18 protein-coding genes are annotated in these 18,600 nt (G+C 54.4%); 12 read left to right on the plus strand and 6 right to left on the minus strand.

The features are described 5' to 3' along the window. Positions 1 to 85 precede the first annotated feature (85 nt). Both K1V27_RS10740 and K1V27_RS10745 read right to left on the minus strand, forming a co-directional pair. A complete protein-coding gene (locus K1V27_RS10740) occupies positions 86 to 1,330 on the minus strand; it encodes an ATP-binding cassette domain-containing protein (RefSeq protein WP_258929991.1) in 1,245 nt (414 codons plus the stop codon). 20 nt (positions 1,331 to 1,350) lie between these two features. Further along, a complete protein-coding gene (locus K1V27_RS10745; protein ID WP_258929992.1) occupies positions 1,351 to 2,136 on the minus strand; it encodes an ABC transporter permease in 786 nt (261 codons plus the stop codon). 83 nt (positions 2,137 to 2,219) lie between these two features. Between K1V27_RS10745 and K1V27_RS10750 the strand changes: the two genes are divergently transcribed. From K1V27_RS10750 to K1V27_RS10760, 3 genes are all read left to right on the plus strand, one after another. Then, positions 2,220 to 3,071 carry a glycosyltransferase family 2 protein gene (locus tag K1V27_RS10750; protein ID WP_258929993.1) on the plus strand — a complete coding sequence of 284 codons (852 nt, stop codon included), beginning with the start codon at positions 2,220 to 2,222 and terminating at the stop codon, positions 3,069 to 3,071. A gap of 77 nt (positions 3,072 to 3,148) precedes the next feature. Further along, positions 3,149 to 3,520, plus strand: coding sequence for a DUF2304 domain-containing protein (locus tag K1V27_RS10755; protein WP_258929994.1), 372 nt, complete (start codon positions 3,149 to 3,151; stop codon positions 3,518 to 3,520). Between the two features lie 110 nt (positions 3,521 to 3,630). Then, positions 3,631 to 4,251: an MliC family protein gene (locus K1V27_RS10760; RefSeq protein ID WP_258929995.1), complete on the plus strand. Its 621-nt coding sequence runs from the start codon at positions 3,631 to 3,633 to the stop codon at positions 4,249 to 4,251. A 117-nt stretch (positions 4,252 to 4,368) separates the two neighbouring features. Here K1V27_RS10760 and K1V27_RS10765 read toward each other — a convergent pair whose 3' ends face one another. The 3 genes from K1V27_RS10765 to K1V27_RS10775 form a co-directional block, all read right to left on the minus strand. Beyond that, complete coding sequence (locus K1V27_RS10765) at positions 4,369 to 4,716, minus strand: YMGG-like glycine zipper-containing protein (protein ID WP_258929996.1); 348 nt, start codon at positions 4,714 to 4,716, stop codon at positions 4,369 to 4,371. A 245-nt stretch (positions 4,717 to 4,961) separates the two neighbouring features. After that, complete coding sequence (locus K1V27_RS10770) at positions 4,962 to 5,693, minus strand: SIMPL domain-containing protein (protein WP_258929997.1); 732 nt, start codon at positions 5,691 to 5,693, stop codon at positions 4,962 to 4,964. A gap of 126 nt (positions 5,694 to 5,819) precedes the next feature. After that, a complete protein-coding gene (locus K1V27_RS10775) occupies positions 5,820 to 6,743 on the minus strand; it encodes a GGDEF domain-containing response regulator (RefSeq protein WP_258929998.1) in 924 nt (307 codons plus the stop codon). 341 nt (positions 6,744 to 7,084) lie between these two features. On the opposite strand from K1V27_RS10775, the gene K1V27_RS10780 reads away from it, so the two are divergent. Next, positions 7,085 to 7,858, plus strand: coding sequence for a DUF3108 domain-containing protein (locus K1V27_RS10780; RefSeq protein WP_258929999.1), 774 nt, complete (start codon positions 7,085 to 7,087; stop codon positions 7,856 to 7,858). A 125-nt stretch (positions 7,859 to 7,983) separates the two neighbouring features. Here the strand turns inward: K1V27_RS10780 and K1V27_RS10785 are convergent, their stop codons facing one another. Beyond that, complete coding sequence (locus K1V27_RS10785; RefSeq protein ID WP_258930000.1) at positions 7,984 to 8,697, minus strand: DUF2231 domain-containing protein; 714 nt, start codon at positions 8,695 to 8,697, stop codon at positions 7,984 to 7,986. 457 nt (positions 8,698 to 9,154) lie between these two features. On the opposite strand from K1V27_RS10785, the gene K1V27_RS10790 reads away from it, so the two are divergent. From K1V27_RS10790 to K1V27_RS10825, 8 genes are all read left to right on the plus strand, one after another. Next, positions 9,155 to 12,112 (plus strand): molybdopterin-dependent oxidoreductase, encoded by a 2,958-nt coding sequence (locus tag K1V27_RS10790; RefSeq protein WP_258930001.1) that lies wholly within the window; start codon positions 9,155 to 9,157, stop codon positions 12,110 to 12,112. A 32-nt stretch (positions 12,113 to 12,144) separates the two neighbouring features. Beyond that, the gene (nrfD, locus tag K1V27_RS10795; protein WP_258930002.1) at positions 12,145 to 13,467 is read left to right on the plus strand and encodes an NrfD/PsrC family molybdoenzyme membrane anchor subunit; all 1,323 of its coding nucleotides are present in this window, start codon (positions 12,145 to 12,147) and stop codon (positions 13,465 to 13,467) included. 223 nt (positions 13,468 to 13,690) lie between these two features. Further along, positions 13,691 to 14,200, plus strand: a complete 510-nt coding sequence (locus tag K1V27_RS10800; RefSeq protein WP_258930003.1) for a DUF3341 domain-containing protein — start codon at positions 13,691 to 13,693, stop codon at positions 14,198 to 14,200. Continuing rightward, entirely contained in the window at positions 14,184 to 15,461 is a 1,278-nt protein-coding gene (gene nrfD / locus K1V27_RS10805; RefSeq protein WP_258930004.1) for an NrfD/PsrC family molybdoenzyme membrane anchor subunit, read from the plus strand. Before K1V27_RS10800 ends, nrfD (K1V27_RS10805) begins: the two co-directional genes overlap by 17 nt. Continuing rightward, complete coding sequence (locus tag K1V27_RS10810; protein WP_258930005.1) at positions 15,458 to 15,997, plus strand: cytochrome c3 family protein; 540 nt, start codon at positions 15,458 to 15,460, stop codon at positions 15,995 to 15,997. Before nrfD (K1V27_RS10805) ends, K1V27_RS10810 begins: the two co-directional genes overlap by 4 nt. 31 nt (positions 15,998 to 16,028) lie before the next feature. Continuing rightward, complete coding sequence (locus K1V27_RS10815) at positions 16,029 to 17,396, plus strand: cbb3-type cytochrome c oxidase subunit I (protein WP_258930006.1); 1,368 nt, start codon at positions 16,029 to 16,031, stop codon at positions 17,394 to 17,396. Beyond that, on the plus strand, positions 17,393 to 18,343 hold the full coding sequence (locus tag K1V27_RS10820) for a cbb3-type cytochrome c oxidase subunit II (RefSeq protein WP_258930007.1): 951 nt from the start codon (positions 17,393 to 17,395) through the stop codon (positions 18,341 to 18,343). Before K1V27_RS10815 ends, K1V27_RS10820 begins: the two co-directional genes overlap by 4 nt. Further along, positions 18,343 to 18,600 carry a cbb3-type cytochrome oxidase assembly protein gene (locus K1V27_RS10825; protein ID WP_258930008.1) on the plus strand — a complete coding sequence of 86 codons (258 nt, stop codon included), beginning with the start codon at positions 18,343 to 18,345 and terminating at the stop codon, positions 18,598 to 18,600. The genes K1V27_RS10820 and K1V27_RS10825 overlap by 1 nt, the downstream gene beginning before the upstream one ends.

The following is an 18,600-nucleotide window of genomic DNA, read 5'->3' on the forward strand; positions in this document are numbered from 1 at the left end:
CCTCTTTCCGTCCACGGCCCAGGGTGGTTGCGCCGTTATAGTTTAACGCTGGTTATCGGATGCGGAATGTATGGCTGACACTCAATCAAGCCGAAGCTCCATGGCACTCCCCGCCCACAATGTTCTGATCGTTTGACAAGGAGAAAAAGCGGTAGAATATTTCAGCAGTCGCTCCGCGTGTCAATAATTCGTCGGAAACAACCGGCAGGGTTGCGCGCAACTTTTCCTCATCGATGCGGGACAATATCTCCGCAAGATCTGAGGCTCTGACGTAATCGTGTGGGAAAAAGAACCTGTTGCCTTCGCCATCTGACGTCCCGGCGACCAGCCCGCAATCGTGCAGCGCAGCAATCGACCCGGCCGCCCAATGGGAAGACGAAACGTCCTTGAAAGGTCCACCTGTCAGACTATGAGGCATTTCCAGCTTCAGAACGCGACTCAGAAAAACGGCCAACTCGGCACGACTCACACTGTTATCAGGATTGAAAACCCTCCTTCCGTTGACCTCATAACCATTGGTCACACCATGCATGAACATGGCGTCAATCGCTTCTCTTGAAGGATGCTCCTGGGGGATGTCGGCAAAAACCGTTTCATCAAAATAGACCAGGTATCTGCGGCAGATTCGGTCGGCGTCGCCGAATTCAACCACCCGGCCTTTATCGAGCCAAAGTGCGGTGTTGCATAGCCGCTGCACATCGGCGAGGCTGTGTGACACAAACAAAAGATTGGTTCCCGCAGCGATGATCTCATCGATTTTTTCGCGACACTTCTTGCGGAAGCCTTCATCTCCCACCGAAAGGACTTCATCGACAATGAGAATGTCCGCATTCACTTCTACTGCAATGGAAAAAGCCAAGCGTGCGATCATTCCCGAGGAATAGCTTCTGAGAGGGGCATGTATGAACGGGCCCAGTCCGGAAAACTCCAGGATATTATCCATCTTGCTGTCAATCTGTTTGCGGCTGAGACCCAGTATGGATCCATTGAGATAGACGTTTTCAGTACCCGTCAACTCGAAGTCGAATCCCGCTCCCAACTCGATGAGGGGTGCAATGATGCCATTGACCCTGGCTTCCCCTTCGGTCGGCTTAATGATGCCGGCGATCACCTTGAGCAACGTGCTTTTGCCCGAACCGTTGACACCAATGATGCCAAGCTTCGCTCCCTTGGAAAGGCTGAGCGAGACATTTCTCAATGCCCAAAAATCCTTGAATTGCGCCTTTTTGCCTTTGAGCCGCCGGACAATCACTTCCTGCAGAGTCTTGGGGGCCTCCGCTGTGAGGCGGTATTTCACGGATACGTTGGTCAGCTCCAGCAATTCTTCCACGCAGATTCCTGCTTCAAATATCAAAGATGAAAAATCAATCGGTCCTTATAGCGGTTATAGAACAACCACCCCCCACTGAATGACAGCACAGACAAGCCCGTGACAATGACGATATTGGCTGCCAGGGCTGCATCGTGGGTGAACACCAGGGTGCGAAAGAGCGTCAAAAAATAGTATAAGGGATTAAGGTACAGTATGAATTTGAAGTGATGGGGAATGATGGATTCCGGATAAAATATAGGTGTTGTGTACATCCATCCCAACAGCAGCACTTCATAGATGTATTGCGTGTCACGAAAGAAGACCATAAGCGTTGAAAGCATTAGGGCTACGCCAAATGAAAATAAGGCGGCCTGTATCAGAAACAAGGGCAGGAATACTACATAAGAGCCAGGATGCGTGCCCGTGAGGAGGAACACTGCAAAAAGAGGAATTAATGAGAATGCAAAATTAACGAGGGCGGAAGCAATGACAGAAAGGGGAAAGATCGCTTTGGGCAAGTAGATCTTGCGGATGAGATCGCTGTTGCTCACAAAGCTCAGCATCGATGTACTGGTGCTCTGAGCATAGAAGTTCCAGAATATGATGCCGGATAGAAGGTAGGCAACATAGTTTTCCGTAGTGAAATGAAACAACCCGGAAAAGACCATATAGAGAATGATCATCATAAAGAGGGGGTTGAGAATGACCCACAGGAACCCCAGCACGGACCGTCTGTACCGCACCTTGAGATCTCTGCTTACAAGATTCTTAAAGAGATCCTGGTATCTTGCCAGTTCTTTAAGCTCCCTGACGGACTCACCCATTTGTTTGCCCGAAGGCAGAATCGATTTTAGTCCCGCGCACCCGTTCAAATATGATCCCTTTATGATGCAGGAAGATCGTTGCCATGGCAGCAAAAACACTGCTTGAAGAATGCAAAAAAATTAGACATACTTTTTACCTGAATTTGGCGATTTTTTCCAGGCAAGAAAATGATATGACCGAAAGCGCCGAAAAGAGTTGCATGAACCGACTGGCCCTGCACTCCGGGGGAGAGGAAAACGGTTGTAACGAAGCCGCTACGATTTACGTGGTCGTTCCCGCCTATAATGAAGAGTCGGCTATTGCGGGAGTGATTGCTGATTTGGCAAGGGTGGTGCCGGCACAGCACATTATCGTGATCGACGACGGATCTTCCGATGCCACTTATCTCGTCGCTCAACAGACCGGGGCAATCGTGCTCCGGCATTTCATCAACCGCGGCCAGGGGGCGGCAATCGCCACGGGAATCGAGTTGGCGCTGGAGCTTGGAGCGGACATCATCGTCACCTTCGATGCGGATGGCCAGCATCGCGCCACCGATATCCTTGAGCTGGCAAAACCGATCATCCTGGGGTCAACAGATGTCGTACTGGGCAATCGTTTTCTCAAGTACAAGCCCGAAGGAATTCGCAAGGACCGCTACCTGATTCTGAAGCTGGGGGCAATATTCACCTGGCTGGTGTCGGGAATCCGGGTTTCGGACTGTCAGAATGGATTGAGGGCCCTTTCCCGAAAGGCTGCGCGAAGCATCCAGATCAAACAGGACCGTATGGCCCACGCATCGGAAATACTTGACGAGATTGCCCGTGAAAAACTGAAGTACACAGAGGTCCCGGTCAAGGTCATTTATACGGAGCATTCCCTCAGGAAGGGGCAGAAGACCAGTTCGGCTTTCTCTCTTGCCCTCAGGTTCCTCGTTTCGAGGTTGATCCACTAGAAGCCTGCCGTGCGGCACCGTTTTGAGTTGCGTTATCGGCAAGGCAGGGCGTTGCCGCTGTTCATAAGGAACTGGCGATGGTATTAGAAATCATCATCATGCTGTTTGGAGCTTTTGCGGTCAGCAGGAGCTACCTGAGATATAGAGAAAGACTGCTGACGCTGCCCATCGCAATCTTTTGGGTCGGTCTCTGGATTGTTATCGTCGGCGCCGTCTTTTTCAAGAACTGGACCAGCAGCATTTCTCTGTTCTTTGGCATCGGGCGCGGGGCGGATTTTTTTCTTTTTGGCGCAATCCTGCTGCTAAGCTATTTGTGCTTCCGGCTTTATGTCAAGCTGGAGGAAACGCGGCAGGACCTCACCAACCTCGTTCGAGCCATTTCTATCAACGAAAAACGGGCACTTTTGGATCAGGCGGGATCGAATATATCCGAAAAGCAACTGGGATGAGGCGGCTGCCAGTCCAGAATTCCACCAATAAATGGTTCAATCCTTGGCGGAGGGATTCCATGTCCATGACTCACAGGTTCTCATTGCTGCTCATCACAATGAGTTGTCTCATGCTCCCTTGTTCCTGTGCGAAGAACACCAAGCAGACGGGTGTTTCAATCCCGTCCTCAAAAACCTATGTTTTTGAGTGCCTCAATAAAGAAAAATACACCGTGCGCATTGAACATAACAGCGCACAGGTTTTCCTGCCCATGGGGTTTGTTGCACTTCCGCATGTTCCGAGCGTTTCCGGAGCCAAATACAGCGACGGCAAGTCCACGGTCTGGCGCAGAGGGGAACAGGCCATTTTGAATTTGGGGGGCAAGCCCCTGGGGAACTGCGTCAACAACCCAAGAGAAGCGGCTTGGGAACAGGCAAAATTGGAAGGAGTCAGCTTTAGAGCGGTTGGCCACAATCCCCAATGGCTCCTTGAAATAAGAGACCATGAAAGAGTGGCCTTCTCCACAGGTGATCACCACAAATGGATCGAGTTTCCGTATGTCCCCCCCTGCAGCACGGGTGCTGGTGTTGCGGCAGCCACCTATCAAACCAAAACGGCTGATCAGACTCTGACTGTCTCAATCGCCGAGCAGCAATGCCGCGATCCCGAGAGTGGTCAAACATTCGAGGCAGCTGTGACCGTTACGCTGAATGGCAAGGATTTCAGGGGGTGTGGAAAAGCGTTGAATTGAGGTTTTTGACGGATTGGTGAGCGACGCTTATCGAACCGATCCCCTGGGGTTTTCCCCGACGAGCATTTGCAGGAGGCTGCATCACCAATCCGTCGCAAACGCATAAGGTCCACCCGCCTAATACCGGTAAGGGCGCTGATACTGGTACCTGTCGTACTTGCCACGGTAACGATTGCCATAATTACGATTATCGTAGCGATATCCATTGTGGTAGTAGCGCCCATCGCCCCTGTAAGACTGGTCATAAATGTAACCTCCCAGTGCTCCCGCCGCCCCGCCGAGTAAAGCACCTGTACCGGGCATGCCACCGGCGACCTCTCCCACCACCGCACCGGTGCCCGCGCCTATGGCAGCACCGGTTAAAACGTGGCGCTCCGTATGATTCATACCGGCACACCCTGCCACAAGAAAAAGCATCAGGAAACCCAAGACCACAAAACCATGTGCTCCACGTTCCTTCTTCATCGCAAAACCTCCACCGGCCGATCTATCGTCAGCCTATTGAGTCAATTTGTTCGTTTGGTTCCGCTGTTGACCGTAAGGTAGCCTACGATTGTGGAAAAATTATGAAGAGAATGTGGGAAGAATAAGGATTTTTCTCATGAGGGTCGGGGTGAGGGGGGGGATCCCAGGCTGGAGCCTGGGAATCAGTAGAAACAGGATTTCAGTGAACACCGTATGCACTATGTTGCCGATGGCTTCTCGTTCGGCTAATCGGCCGGGGTAATATGGAAGCGCACCGTAACACTTGCCTGGACGCTCACCTGTCCAGGTTGTACAGGGGTTGCCGCCTCGTCTGAAAAGGTTCTTGCCATGTGCATTTGCGGCCGAACGAGATGGACACCCCCTTCAGATATTTCATTCACACCGACAATGTTCACGCCAGCCGCTTCGGCGATAACGTTCGCCTTTCTCCTGGCCTCGGCAACCGCCAGACGCAGTGCCCGCTCTCTGTATTCGCCGTCTTCTTTAATTTCAAATGAAAGCCCCTCCAATTGATTGGCGCCGGCACTCACCCCGGCATCGATCACCGCGCCCACCTGGTTGATAGCGTCGATCACTATTTGGATGCTGTTGTGCGCCCGATAGCCTGCAATACGTGGCTCCTGCGGCTCCTCAACCGCATTCTGAGGCGGCCTCGAGAATACCGGGGAAAGTGACAGCCCAACGGTTGTAATGCGCTCCGCCGGGATATCCAATTGCTTGAGCTTGGCAAGCGCTTGAGCAACTATTTTGTTCGCTTCGCGCTGAGCGTCGGCTGCTTCTCTTGCCTGAATAACGGCTCCCAGCCTTACGATGGCTTGGTCCGGAGCGGCGAGGATCTCACCGTGACCCGTCACGGCCAAGGTCGGATTGGCAGCGTCTCCCTTCCCGCCCTCCTGGGCCGGGACAGCGACCGGACAAAGGAACAACAGCGCAAACAGATACGGCAGCTTACTCATCTGAACAACTCCCTTTCAGGCCAGGTGTGTCTGTGGTCATGAAATCGTAACGACATCCCAATGCCTCGCCATGGGACTATTGAGCCAATGGCTTCGTTCAAACAGGATTAGAGGCAACAAATGCATTCATTTCAGGTGAATGGTGTTGTCCTCAGACTCCCATGGGCTTAGCTTCCTGCTGCGTTTGTTTTGGTACAGAGAGCGATCCGCCTGCTCTATGAGATCCTCCAGGGTTTGATTCTGGTTCGGATCGTAGCGCGCTATCCCCAGGCTCACTGAGAGCCGGCAGGGTAGCTCGCCCCTCGCGTTTTCCTCTTCAAACTTGATCAGCAGCCGTTTCAAGATATCTGCCACATGCAGATATGAGGCTCCGCTCGCGAGGATGATGAATTCGTCTCCGCCCACGCGCGCGATGATATCCGATTTGCGGAACGTATTGCGAAGGATATCGGCAATTCTTCTCAATGCCTCATCGCCCGCAAGGTGCCCAAAATTATCGTTGATCTCTTTCATGTTATCGACATCGGCAAACAGGATCAGAAATTCGGCTGCCATTCGCCGCGCCAAATGCAGGTGCTGCGTGGCGAGTGCCATGAAGCTGCGCCGATTGTGCAGGCCTGTCAATTCATCAATCAACGACAAAGTGATGAGCTCTGTGCGCAATGCCTGTCTTTCAATGGCATAGCGTATCGAGCGAACCAGCTTGGGGCTGTTGATCTCCCCTTTGATCAAGAAATCCTGCGCGCCGTCCTTGACTGCTTTGGCACCCAGTTCTTCATCATTCATTTCGCCGAGCACAACGATCGGTACGTTGGGCACGCGGATGTGCACAGACCTTGCCGTGTCTCGACCGTGACTGTCGGGCAGATTGAGATCCAGGAGAAGGACATCAAAGCTGCGTCGCTGCAACACATCAAATGCCTCCGCAAGCCTCTCGACCCGCGCAATCTCAAATTGAACGAAGGGGCTCTCGACCAGCATTTCCTCGACCAGGAGAGCGTCCTCCGGGTTGTCCTCGACGAGTAAGACTTTGACAGATTGCTGCTTCACATCTGGGTACTCCCTCGGATAACTCCACAACGCCACTCCGGTGAGGTATTTCCTGGAATCTCCATTTGCATTTTTCCACAACGAAAACCAGGCTGAAACTACGAGTCGGCAAGCGGCAGCAGCACCAATAAAGTGGCTGGCAACAGATTCAAGATAATTCAAAGTCGGGCCTATGACTACCATTATGAATACACCACATCACCCATCGGCACAACGGTTTTTTGATTGGTGTTGATCACAAGCGGGTTTTGGTGGATCATATGCAAGTTTCTGAACAGTTTTCAAAATTCTGGAAAGCGGGATTTGATCCTTAACCAGTATAATACAATGGAGCAGTGACGATGAAGTGGGCTTGTGCTTTATTGGCAGTCCTGATGATTCCTGGCCTGTACGGTGTTTCAGCAGTCGAGCGGCCGCACCTCGACGCGCCCTTCCGACCGGGTGAAAAATTGACCTACCAGCTCAACTGGGAATTTATTCCGGTGGGCACCGCCGTTCTGGAAGTTTTGCCCGCCAAGACCCTTGCCGGCAAACCCGTGCACCACTTTGCTTTGACTGTGCAGAGCAACGCCGCTATTGACCGAATCTATAAGGTGCGGGATCGAATTGAATCCCTTGCGGATGCCGCGCTGACCCGATCTCTCCTGTACACAAAAAAACAGCGGGAGGGCAAGCACAGGAGAGACGTCGAGGTCACCTTTGACTGGCTCCATATGACGGCTCAATACGCCAACTTCGGCAAGAAACGCGAACCCATCTCCATTCCGCCGGGAACATTTGATCCGGTCTCCCTGTTCTATGCGTTCAGGCTGCACGATCTCAAGGAAAATCTGCAGCTCACGGCCCCGGTGACAAACGGCAAATCCCTCATTCTGGGCAGCGCTCAAATTCATGCCAAAGAAACCCTGGAAGTGGCAACTGGACGTTATGAAACGCTGGTTGTCGAACCGGACATCAAGGATGCGGGCGGAGTTTTTGAGCATTCAGAAGACGCCCGGCTGAAGGTCTGGATCACTGATGACACCAGGCATATTCCCGTCCGAATCACCTGCCGGGCCCCAGTCGGCCATTTCATAGCCGAGCTGGTATCGCTCCAGACCCCGGAAACCCAGTGACACCTGCACCGGCAACCCTTCGCCATAGCGGCGCAAGTCACTATCTCCTGTCCGTTTACCAGGCCCGGCGGGAATCAACGTTTCAGCCTTGACCGGTAGAGCGTCCCGGCTGCCGTTGTACTCGATCACTCCTTTTCCACGGGAAACGTCAGCTTCGCTCCCAGCCACCCAACCACGCTCACCATGGGAACAAACGCTACAACAAGCAGCAGGTAAATCATACTGCCGGTTCCGATGTGGTCGAGAATATCCGGCACCGTGACCCGCCAGGTAAAAACAATCATGGCGGTGATCCACATTGTGGTTGACAGCCAGAGTTTCACGATCACCGGCCTCATCGGTCTTGCCATATAATTGAGCCACCAGGTGAAGAGACCGGTGAGCATTACAATGGGAGTGAACAGAATGGCGGCCGCCAGGCAATGCAACCCGGTGATCTCAAGGGATTTCACGCCGGTGAGAAGATACAGAAGAGTGAAGCTCGTTGCGGCAAACATGAACGCAATGGGGAAATGGACCGTCATCGGGTGGGGGTGCCGGGTCAATACCGGAAACAGCTCCAAAATGCGGGCCAGTCCTGCAGACATTTCCCGTTTGGCTGACTCCTGCTTGGTCATAACCCCCACCTGCTCGTATCTTTCAAATACTTCGGTGCCGTGAGGGGCAGCCTGAAAATCGCCGGTGAGGTCCCGGCCGGCGGTGTGCCGACGCATGTGAGAACCGTTGGTCCACAATTTGCTTTGAGAAACATCGTACACTTTGCCGTCATGGGCGACATAAGCGGGCTTTCCATCTCTGCCGTCATATTCCTTGAGGGCCTCAAGGTCCAATTCCTTCATGAGCCTGTCTCCTCCAGTTTCACAGCTTACCAGGTGACTTCCGTTCAATCGTTCCTATCCACAATGAGCCAAATGCTGCATTGAATCACCAGCCCCCTGCAAAGGCCGTCCGTCGGTATTGCGCCGGGGTGACCGCTTAACCGAATGTCACAAGACGATCTTCTTTATGCTAATAATCCGGATTCTTCCAAAACACCAGCTTTTTGCCGATCTTATCCACTGCTGCAGGGTTTCCCCTGCGGCCGCCGCCGACAGCGGCGAACAACCTCCTGATGCCGGGGATCAATGGAGAAGGCTTCCTTGCAGGAGCGTTCAGCGGTAAAATCTATTGGCCAAAATTCCTTATGATGGTATAGGTCTCAGACGATGTCTCCTGCGTCGATGGCAAGCGTAAAGAACAACAAATTTGCAGTCAGGGTTCTGACTCTCTGATTTTTAGTCTCCACAGGGATTCCTCATGATTGATCTTGGCCGCCGGGATTTCTTGAAACTTATCGGTGTCGCAGGCGCCTCCGCAACGTTTGGCTGTTCATCGGAATCCGCCCGCACGATCATCCCCTATGTCTTTCCCGCCGAAGAGATCATCCCGGGCGAAGCCAATTGGTTTGCCACCACGTGTCGAGAGTGTCCCGCCGGGTGCGGTCTGTTGGCCAAAAACCGCGATAGTCGAGTCATCAAAATCGAGGGAAACCCGCTTCACCCGGTGAACGCGGGCAGAGTCTGCCCGCGCGGTCAGTCCGCCCTACACGGGCTCTACAATCCCGACCGATGGCGTGGTCCGGCAAAACGATCGGGCGACGGCCAATTTGCGGCCATCTCCTGGCAGGATGCCGAAAAGGTCTTGAGCGACACGGTCCAACGCCTGAGTAAGGCCGGGAAAGGCGACCAAATTGCTTTCATGACGGGGTTGCTGACCGGCACCCATAAAGACTTGCTGGAATACTGGCTGAACCAAGCCGGAGCGAGTCGCCACCTCATGTATGAGGCCCTCTCCTATGAACCGCTCCGCGCCGCAAACCGGACTGTATTCGGACGCGATGCCATCCCCGCCTATCGGATCGACAAGGCAGACTTTCTCGTCTCGTTCGGAGCGGGTTTTCTCGAAACCTGGCTTTCCAACGTGCACTATGCGGCACAGTTCGCCAAGTTTAGAAACGCCGGCGGCGACGCCAGGAATGCTTTTGTCTACATCGGCCCACGACTTTCCATGACTGCCGCCAACGCCGATTTATGGATTCCCGTCGAGCCAGGCAAAGAATATCTGGTCGCGCTGGGCATGTTGAGGCTCATCGTCCACCGGGAGCTCTGCCCCATCCCGTATGATCGTCTGGCTGCACTCAGGCGAATCGTTGAAGCCTTTCCCCTGGATCAAGTTATGGCGGCAACCGGCGTGGAACCCGCTGTTATGGAAAGGCTCGCCGCCCGATTTGCGGCAGCACGCAATCCACTCGCCCTGGCGGAAGGATCGGGCTGCTCCGGCGCCAATGCGACTCAGGCTGCAGTAGCCGCAAACCTGCTTTGTTCCATCAAGGATCGGCTCTACGAAACACATGATTTTTCCATGCATGCGGCACTCGGCGACAGTGCACCGGCGGGCGCGATCATGGACCTCACCAGGCGCATGGATCGAGGCGAAATCGAACTTCTACTTGTGCATGAGGTCAACCCGGTCTTCACCCTGCCGGCATCATGGAACTTTCGTCGAAGCCTCGAGAAGGTTCCGATGGTAGTGAGCTTTTCCAGCTGCCTGGATGAAACCACTGCCATGGCCCACCTGGTCCTTCCGGCTCACACTCCCCTGGAATCCTGGGGCGATTATTCGCCGGCCACGGGTATAGTGGGTTTGATCCAGCCCGTTATGGGAAACCTTTTTGATACCAGAGACTTTGGAGATATTCTGATCTCAAGCGGCAAACGCATGAGCGGACAAGAGAAATTTCCGTGGGTAAATTTTTACCAGCTGCTTCGCGAAAACTGGGCCCAACGCTGGCAAGCTGGAAACTCCCAGCAAAGCTTTGATCAATTCTGGCTGCAGGCGCTGCAAACGGGCGGTTCCTGGGACCCTGAAAAGACCAGGGGAAGCGGCTTCTCAATACAGATTCCCGGTGATTTCTCTTTTCCACCCCCTGAAGCGCCCGCAGCCCAGGACCAAGAATTCCATTTCACTGCCTACCCGTCGATTCAGTTTTATGACGGCCGTATGGCCAATCGTCCCTGGATACAGGAACTTCCCGACCCTATGACGCAGACGACCTGGGGCGGGTGGATCGAAATCCACCCGCAGACTGCGGACAGGCTGAAGATTGAAAAAGGTGATCTACTGGAGCTTCGCTCACCGTTCGGTGCGTTGCGGGCTCCCGCCCTTCCCATCTACACGGTTCCGCCGCGTACGCTCGCTATGCCGCTGGGCCAGGGGCATACCCACTACGGACGCTACGCCAGCGGCCTGCCGGCCAACCCCATGGAGCTTTTTCCGGCGGATGCCGCCCCCCCTGCGTCCGGCATGGCCGGCCGCTCATTTCGGGTCACGGTGAAGAAGACGGGCGAAACCTTCGCCATAGCCCATACGGACGGGAGTTTTTTTCAACATGATCGGCAAATAGCCCGGCAGATATCCTACGACGGACTTCAGCAGGCGGCGGCTTCCGGCCACAAGCCCGCCATCGACTATCCACTGCCCATGGGTTACGAGGCCGACAAGGATTTTTATCCTGCACACACTCACAAAGACTACCGCTGGGCCATGGTGGTTGACCTGGACCGCTGCATCGGCTGCGGCGCCTGCGTGATCGCCTGCTATGCCGAAAATAATGTGGCCGTCGTGGGACGGGAACAGGTCATCAACGGCCGAGAAATGTCGTGGATAAGGGTACAGCGCTATTTTGACCGGAATAAACCCGTGGCAAGATGGCTGGTCATGATGTGCCAGCACTGTGATGCGGCCCCGTGCGAATCCGTCTGTCCCATTTTTGCCCCGCAGCACAGTGTGGAGGGACTCAACAACCAGGTCTATAATCGCTGCTTTGGAACCCGCTTCTGCTCCCAGAACGATCCTTATAAGGTGCGGCGCTTCAACTGGTTCACTTTCACCCGACCCTATCCGCTGAACATTCAATTGAACCCCGATGTGACCGTACGGCAAAAGGGCGTCATGGAAAAGTGCTCTTTTTGTGTCCAAAGGATCGTGGAAGCCAAGATCGAAGCGAGAAAGAAAGGCAGAAAAGTCATGGATGGAGATTTCACCACCGCATGTGCTCAGACCTGCCCCACCGACGCCTTGATGTTTGGCAGCCTGCTGGATCCGGACAGCCGTGTATCTCAGTTGATTAACCATCCCAGGGCCTACCAGGTGTTGCGCCATCTCAACACCAAGCCCGCTGTCATTTATCTCAAAAGAATCACTCAGGAAGTCTAACGGCGCAACTTGGACCGGGGAATTGAGAACCCATGCAAGGTTTCAGCTACAGCGAGATCGATGACAAAGTACTCGGCACCCTTGCGGCGCCCGGAAAGGTCTATTATGTCTGTCTCGCCTTCTGTTTCACCGGCGTTTTGATCGGCGCCTCCTGCTGGGGCTATCAAATTGCGACGGGTCTGGGCGCTGCCGGGGTCATGCACCCGGTCAACTGGGGAACCTACCTGGTCAATTTTGTTTTCTGGGTCGGGATTGCCCACTCCGGCACCCTGATTTCAGCCATCCTCTATCTCTTCAAGGCCCCGTGGCGCACACCTCTCGCTCGGAGCGCAGAGGCCATGACCGTTTTTGCCGTTTCGACGGCCGGGCTGTTTCCCCTCATTCACCTGGGCCGAGTCTGGATTGTCTACTGGATTCTGCCTTATCCCAACCAGCGCAATCTGTGGCCCAACTTTCAATCCCCCCTGGTATTCGATGTGATCGCCATCTCGACTTATCTCATCGTGAGCTTTCTGTTCTGGTACACCGGCCTGGTGCCCGATCTCGCCATAGTGAGGGATCGGGCCCGAGGCATTCGTCGCAGAATCTATGGATGGCTCTCTCTGGGGTGGACCGGATCGGATCGCCAATGGAATCACCATGGGTCAGCCTACCTGCTGTTTGCGGCCCTGGCCACACCCCTGGTCATCTCGGTGCACAGCGTTGTGTCCTGGGACTTCGCCCTGGGGATTGCGCCCGGCTGGCACAGCACCATTTTTGCCCCATACTTTGTGGCCGGCGCCATCCATTCCGGACTGGCCATGGTGATCACCCTTCTGATTCCACTCCGCCGCATTCTCGGGTTGGAAGAGATACTCACCATGAAAATATTCGACAACGTAGCCAAGACCATCGTGTTCACTGGTCTCATCATGGGCTATTCATACCTGACCGAATTCTTCATCTCCTGGTACAGCGGCAATATTGCAGAGCGGGCCATTTTTGAATGGCGTGCCACGGGGCACTATGCACTTCTTTTCTGGATGATGGTCATGTGCAATTCCCTGGCGCCCCTGGTGTTCTTTCTCAAGTGGGCGCGGACGCACATCGCACCGCTGCTCACCATTTCCGTTTTGATCAATCTTGGCATGTGGTATGAGCGCTACATCATTATACTGAGCTCCCCGGGGCACGAATTCGACCCCTACTCGTGGGGACTCTTCATCGGACCGACATGGGTCGAGTACGGCATCATGCTGGGCTCCTTCAGCCTGTTCTTTTTTCTGTTTCTCCTATTCGCCAAATTTTTGCCGTCGGTATCCATGAGTGAGCTCAAGGAGGAGCTGCCTCCGCCCATGAGGGGCCAGAGTGTTTAAGAAATGGATTGCGTCTTCCAAGTACGCTGGGTTGCGGTACGAAACCCAGCACAATAGGCGTTGGGTTTCGTCACGCGCAACGCGTCACTCAACCCAACCTGCACCAGGAACATTATCTTGGAAGCTGTAAAACCCCGACCGGACCGGGTGGTTTAGTCGCCTGGAGCGTGAACGATTGTTGTGCATTGAAACCTTGTAACAAACCGGAAACAGCGGGCAGACCATGAAAATGAAAGGATTGCTGGGAGTATTCGAATACCTGGACGACCTTGTGAAAGCTCTTGAGGTCATGCGGGAAAAGAACTATGAGATCAAGGCGGTCTATTCGCCGGTTCGCAGCCGCCAAATCATACAAGCCCTGGGGCTCAAGCCCAGCCCGGTGCGCTACTTCACGCTGATCGGAGCAATCTCGGGAATTGCTCTGGGATTTGGCCTGGCAGTCTATACGGCGCTTCAGTGGAAGTTCATTGTGAGCGGCAAACCGCCGGTACCGAGAGTCCCTTATGTCATAGTGGCATTTGAATTCTGCATTTTATTCGGCGTGCTGTGGAACCTGGCTTCCTTATGGTTGAACAGCCGACTGCCCAAATTGCGTCTGCCCGAACATTACGATCCGAGGTTTTCGGGAAACCGCTTCGGGGTAGTGGTGACCTGCACCCCATCAGCACAGGAGCAGGTGGTAGCAATTCTGAATGAATCAGGTGCAGAGGAGGTCCATGAGGCCGGCGAATGAAATTTATTTACATGCGATGAACTCGATATCTCCCAAAAGCCATCGCCGGCTGAGGGTGGTCTTTTGCCTGCTGATGCTGGTCGGTGCGTTTGCATTCATCACAGGCATTTTGGGACCGCATCCCCAGAGGGCATGGCAGACCTATCTGGTCAACTTTGTATTCTGGACCGGCCTGTGCTTCGGCAGCGTCCTTTTTTCCGCCATCTTGACCATAACCAATGCCCGTTGGGGCCGACCCCTCAAACGCCTTGCCGAAGCTGCCGCCGCCTTTTTGCCGGTCTCCTTCGTGTTGTTTTGGATCATCTTTCTGGGAAGGAAGGAAATATTTCACTGGATTCACGAACCGATTCCGGAAAAAGTCGCCTGGCTGAATGTGCCGTTCCTCTTTGCTCGGGACGCTGCCGGCCTGCTTGCCCTCACCATCCTCTCCATGGCCATCGTCTATTTTTCGGTCAAACGGGACATGGACTCGGCGGCGGGACACACCGCCAAGCTGCAGCTCGATGGAGACGGGCGGGATTGGTACGAGCGCATTCTGGTCGTTCTCTCTCCCCTGTACGGGATCCTTTACGCCCTCGTGTTGAGCCTCATTGCCTTTGATCTGATCATGTCGTTGAGCCCTCACTGGTACAGCACCCTGTTCGGGGCCGCCTATTTCATAGGAAGTCTGTATACCGGGCTGGCGGCATTGATGATTTTCGCAGGGATAGCAGTCAAGGGATTAAAGCTCGGCCGCTACATTCATCCGCACCAGTTCCATAACCTGGGAAAGTTGATTCTGGGATTCTGCCTGATGACGGGAGACTTTTTCTTCACCCAGTTTTTTGTCATCTGGTACGGCAATCTTCCCGAAGAAACTCGCTACGTCATACTGCGAACCCGCAGCGTCACCTGGGAGTCATTGGCCTGGACCGTGTTGATCGTCTGTTTCGCGCTGCCTTTTGTGGTTTTGTTGAGCCGCAGGATCAAGATGAAGCCCGTGGCCATGATGATTCTCAGCTCTGTTATTCTGGCAGGAATGTGGCTGGAACGATTTCTGCTCGTGGCCCCGTCGATCTGGCATGGACAGAGTCTTCCCCTGGGGATGAGCGAAATCCTGATCAGCGCAGGCTTTATTGGCACAATTGCCCTGTGCATTTTGACATTTGTGCAGCGGTTTCCCATTCTGCCGGTTGCCGATCCGCTGTTTCGCGCATATCTGACCACAACGACGGGCAGGAACCAGTGGCGACCGGAAACGGGTGCGGGTGTGGCCGGATGAGTGAGAGAAGCAAAACACAAACTTTTCTCAGGATCAGGTGGGGTCGTTGGTTGGCCGCATCGTCACTGCTGATCGGCGCCTTGCTGTACCTGTACTACCTCTACCCTCAGCAGGGAACAGGGCCGCGGCAGCCGATTTATTTCAGCCATCGGGTGCATGCCGGAGTCAAGCAAATCAACTGCCGCTTCTGCCATCCCTTTGTCGATCGCTCAAGAAACGCCGGGATTCCTGCGGTGGAAAAATGCTTTTTCTGCCACGAGTACATCATCCCGCAGCACCCGCAAATTGTAAAAGAAAGGGAACACTACGAGAGCAATACCCCGGTGCCCTGGGTGCAGGTCTACTATGTGCCGGACTACGTCAAATTCAACCACCAGCCACACATCCTGTGGGGCAGGCTGGATTGTACCAATTGCCACGGGCCGGTGCAGAACATGGATCGGCTGCAGCCGGTAGAGTTCCAAATGGGATTTTGCATCGATTGCCACCAACAGAAGAATGCTCAGATTGACTGCTGGCTGGCATGCCATCACTGAATAGAATAAGATTGAATCAGAGGGGCATGGGTTGAAGTTGTTCAAGGATGAGCCTTACGGCACGACCAAACTGTTCTTTCTCAGTTCGGCGGTGTGGTTCGTCATCGGAACCCTGGCGGGGTTCATCGATGCCACCCATCTGGCTGCTCCCGAATTACTGGGGGACATCCCCTGGATCGTATTCGGCCGGATACGCCCGATGCACACCAACCTGGTGATTTTCGGCTTCGTTGGTTCGGCACTGCTCGGGACAGCCCATTACCTGGTCCCCACACTGGTGCACACGCCGCTGTACAGCGAGCGGCTGGGTAAGGCATCGCTGTGGATCTGGAATGTGGCCGTCATCGCCGGAACAGCCACGCTCAGCATGGCCTATTCCCAGGGGAGAGAATACGCCGAGTGGATCTGGCCGGTTGATATGGCCGTTTTGACTGCTCTTGCAATGATGTTCTACAACCTTTTGCAGACGGTGGTGCGAAGAAAAGAAAAAATTCTCTACGTATCCACGTGGTATGTCTTCGGTGGTCTGGTGTTCACTTTCTTCATCTATTTTTTTGGGAACGCCGTCTGGAACCCGGGTACGGGAGCCATCACAGGCATGCCCGACGCCATTCTCGCCTGGTTTTACGGCCACGGCGTGGTGGGATTGTTCCTGACACCGCTGGCGGTTGCTTCCGCCTACTACATCATTCCCATTGTTTCGCGTTCGCCGCTCTACAGCCATACCTTGTCCCTGGTGGGCTTCTGGACAATCCTCATGATCTACACACACATTGGCACCCACCACCTGCTGCAGACTCCCGCCCCCACCTGGCTGAAAGTCATTGCCATTTCCGGCAGCCTCGGGATGCTCATTCCGGTGGCGACGGTGCTGGTGAATTTATGGCTGACCATGCGCGGACGGCTCGGCTACCTGCATGCGGATATCGGCGGCAAGTTCATATTTGCCGGGCTCGTCTGGTACCTTCTCACCTGCATACAGGGTCCTTTGCAGTCACTGCCGGTGGTCCAGCGAGTCACTCATTTGAACAACTGGGTGATTGCCCACGCGCACCTGGGAGTGCTGGGTTTTTCGGGAACCATCGCTCTCGGCAGCATGTACTTCATCCTCCCCAGAATAACGGGCCACTCTTTGTACAGCAGACGGTTGGCCGATGTGCAATACTGGCTGGTGCTCATCGGCATGGCCGGTTTTTTCACGGTCCTCACAGCAGCGGGGCTGATTCAGGGCAACGGCTGGCTGAACGGCGAAGTGGTCTACAGACTATTGCCCCAAATTCACGTTTACATGCTGTTGCGTGTCTCCATTGGAATACTCATTGTGGGAGCCGCGTGCATCGGCCTTTACAACATTGTGATGACACTTCGAGGAGAACGATCGGTCACTGAAACGCCATGAAAATGACACCGACCTTGATCATCATCGGAGGAGCGGCGATTTTTGCCGTGGTCCTTCTGATCGTCGTCATCTTGCCATGGACGACCATCAGCGAGGAACCGTCCGAAATTTTTCGACCCCGTACCGAAATTGAACAACGGGGCCGCGTGCTGTATGTGAAAAACGGCTGCACATACTGCCATACCCAGTTTGTCCGCAATATCGACTGGGGTTTGGGCGCGGAGCGGATTGCCCGCTCAGGAGACTATATCGAAGATCAACCGCATTTGCTCGGCACCGAGCGAACCGGCCCGGATCTCTCCCAGGAGGGAGGAGAGCATCCGGATGACTGGCATTTGGCGCATTTCGTCAATCCCCGCTATGTGCGCCCGGAATCCATCATGCCCAGTTGGGGGTTTCTGGGAATTGACAACATCCGCGCCCTCATCGCCTACAAACAGAGCCTGGGATTCACAATGGCGGACTATCGAGTGGCACGGCAGAAACATTGGAAACAAAAATCCATCGAGGCCTACGAAGCGGGACCCGATGACAATGTAAAGTGGCTGCATGAACGGGTACCGGAACCCTGGAGGCAGCTTCCCAACCCTTATCCCACCACCGCCGCCGGTCTGCAGCGCGGACAGCGCATCTATCAGGGTTTCTGCATCGGCTGCCACGGCCCCATTGGTGACGGCATGGGACCTGCCCAGCCATACCTGTACCCGCCTCCCTTGAATTTTACGGTGCTGCGGGATCGAGGCGTATCCGGCGGAATTTTTTACTATCAAATCATGAACGGAATTACGGGCACCGCCATGCCCTATTTTAAACGGGAACTGGAATCGGAAAAAATCTGGGACGTGGGGAATTACGTGGCCGTCACCTTCATCGGTCAAAGCGATGCGGGCAGACCGCCCAGAGGAATCCCCGCCGCCTATGAGACACAGCCGGAGGTCCGGGAGTAATGTATTATTCGAGTTGGTTGAGTCTTATCGTGATCAGTTTGGGCGTCAGCGTGGCTGCCTTTGTCTGGGCTTTGCACAACGGACAGTTTTCCGATCAGAGGCGGGCAAGGTACATCCCCCTCAGCAGCGAACCGGTTTTGCCCCCCTTGCATCAGCCGACCAAAAGAATATGGGAATTGTATGCCCTGGCAATCGTTGGGCTCCTCGGCCTGGCCGCCATATCCGTCTCCATCGCGCTCAGCCTTTACTGGATATAA

The organism is Desulfoferrobacter suflitae (assembly GCF_022603395.1).
In the GTDB taxonomy this organism is placed as follows: Bacteria; Desulfobacterota; Syntrophobacteria; order Syntrophobacterales; family Syntrophobacteraceae; genus Desulfoferrobacter; species Desulfoferrobacter suflitae.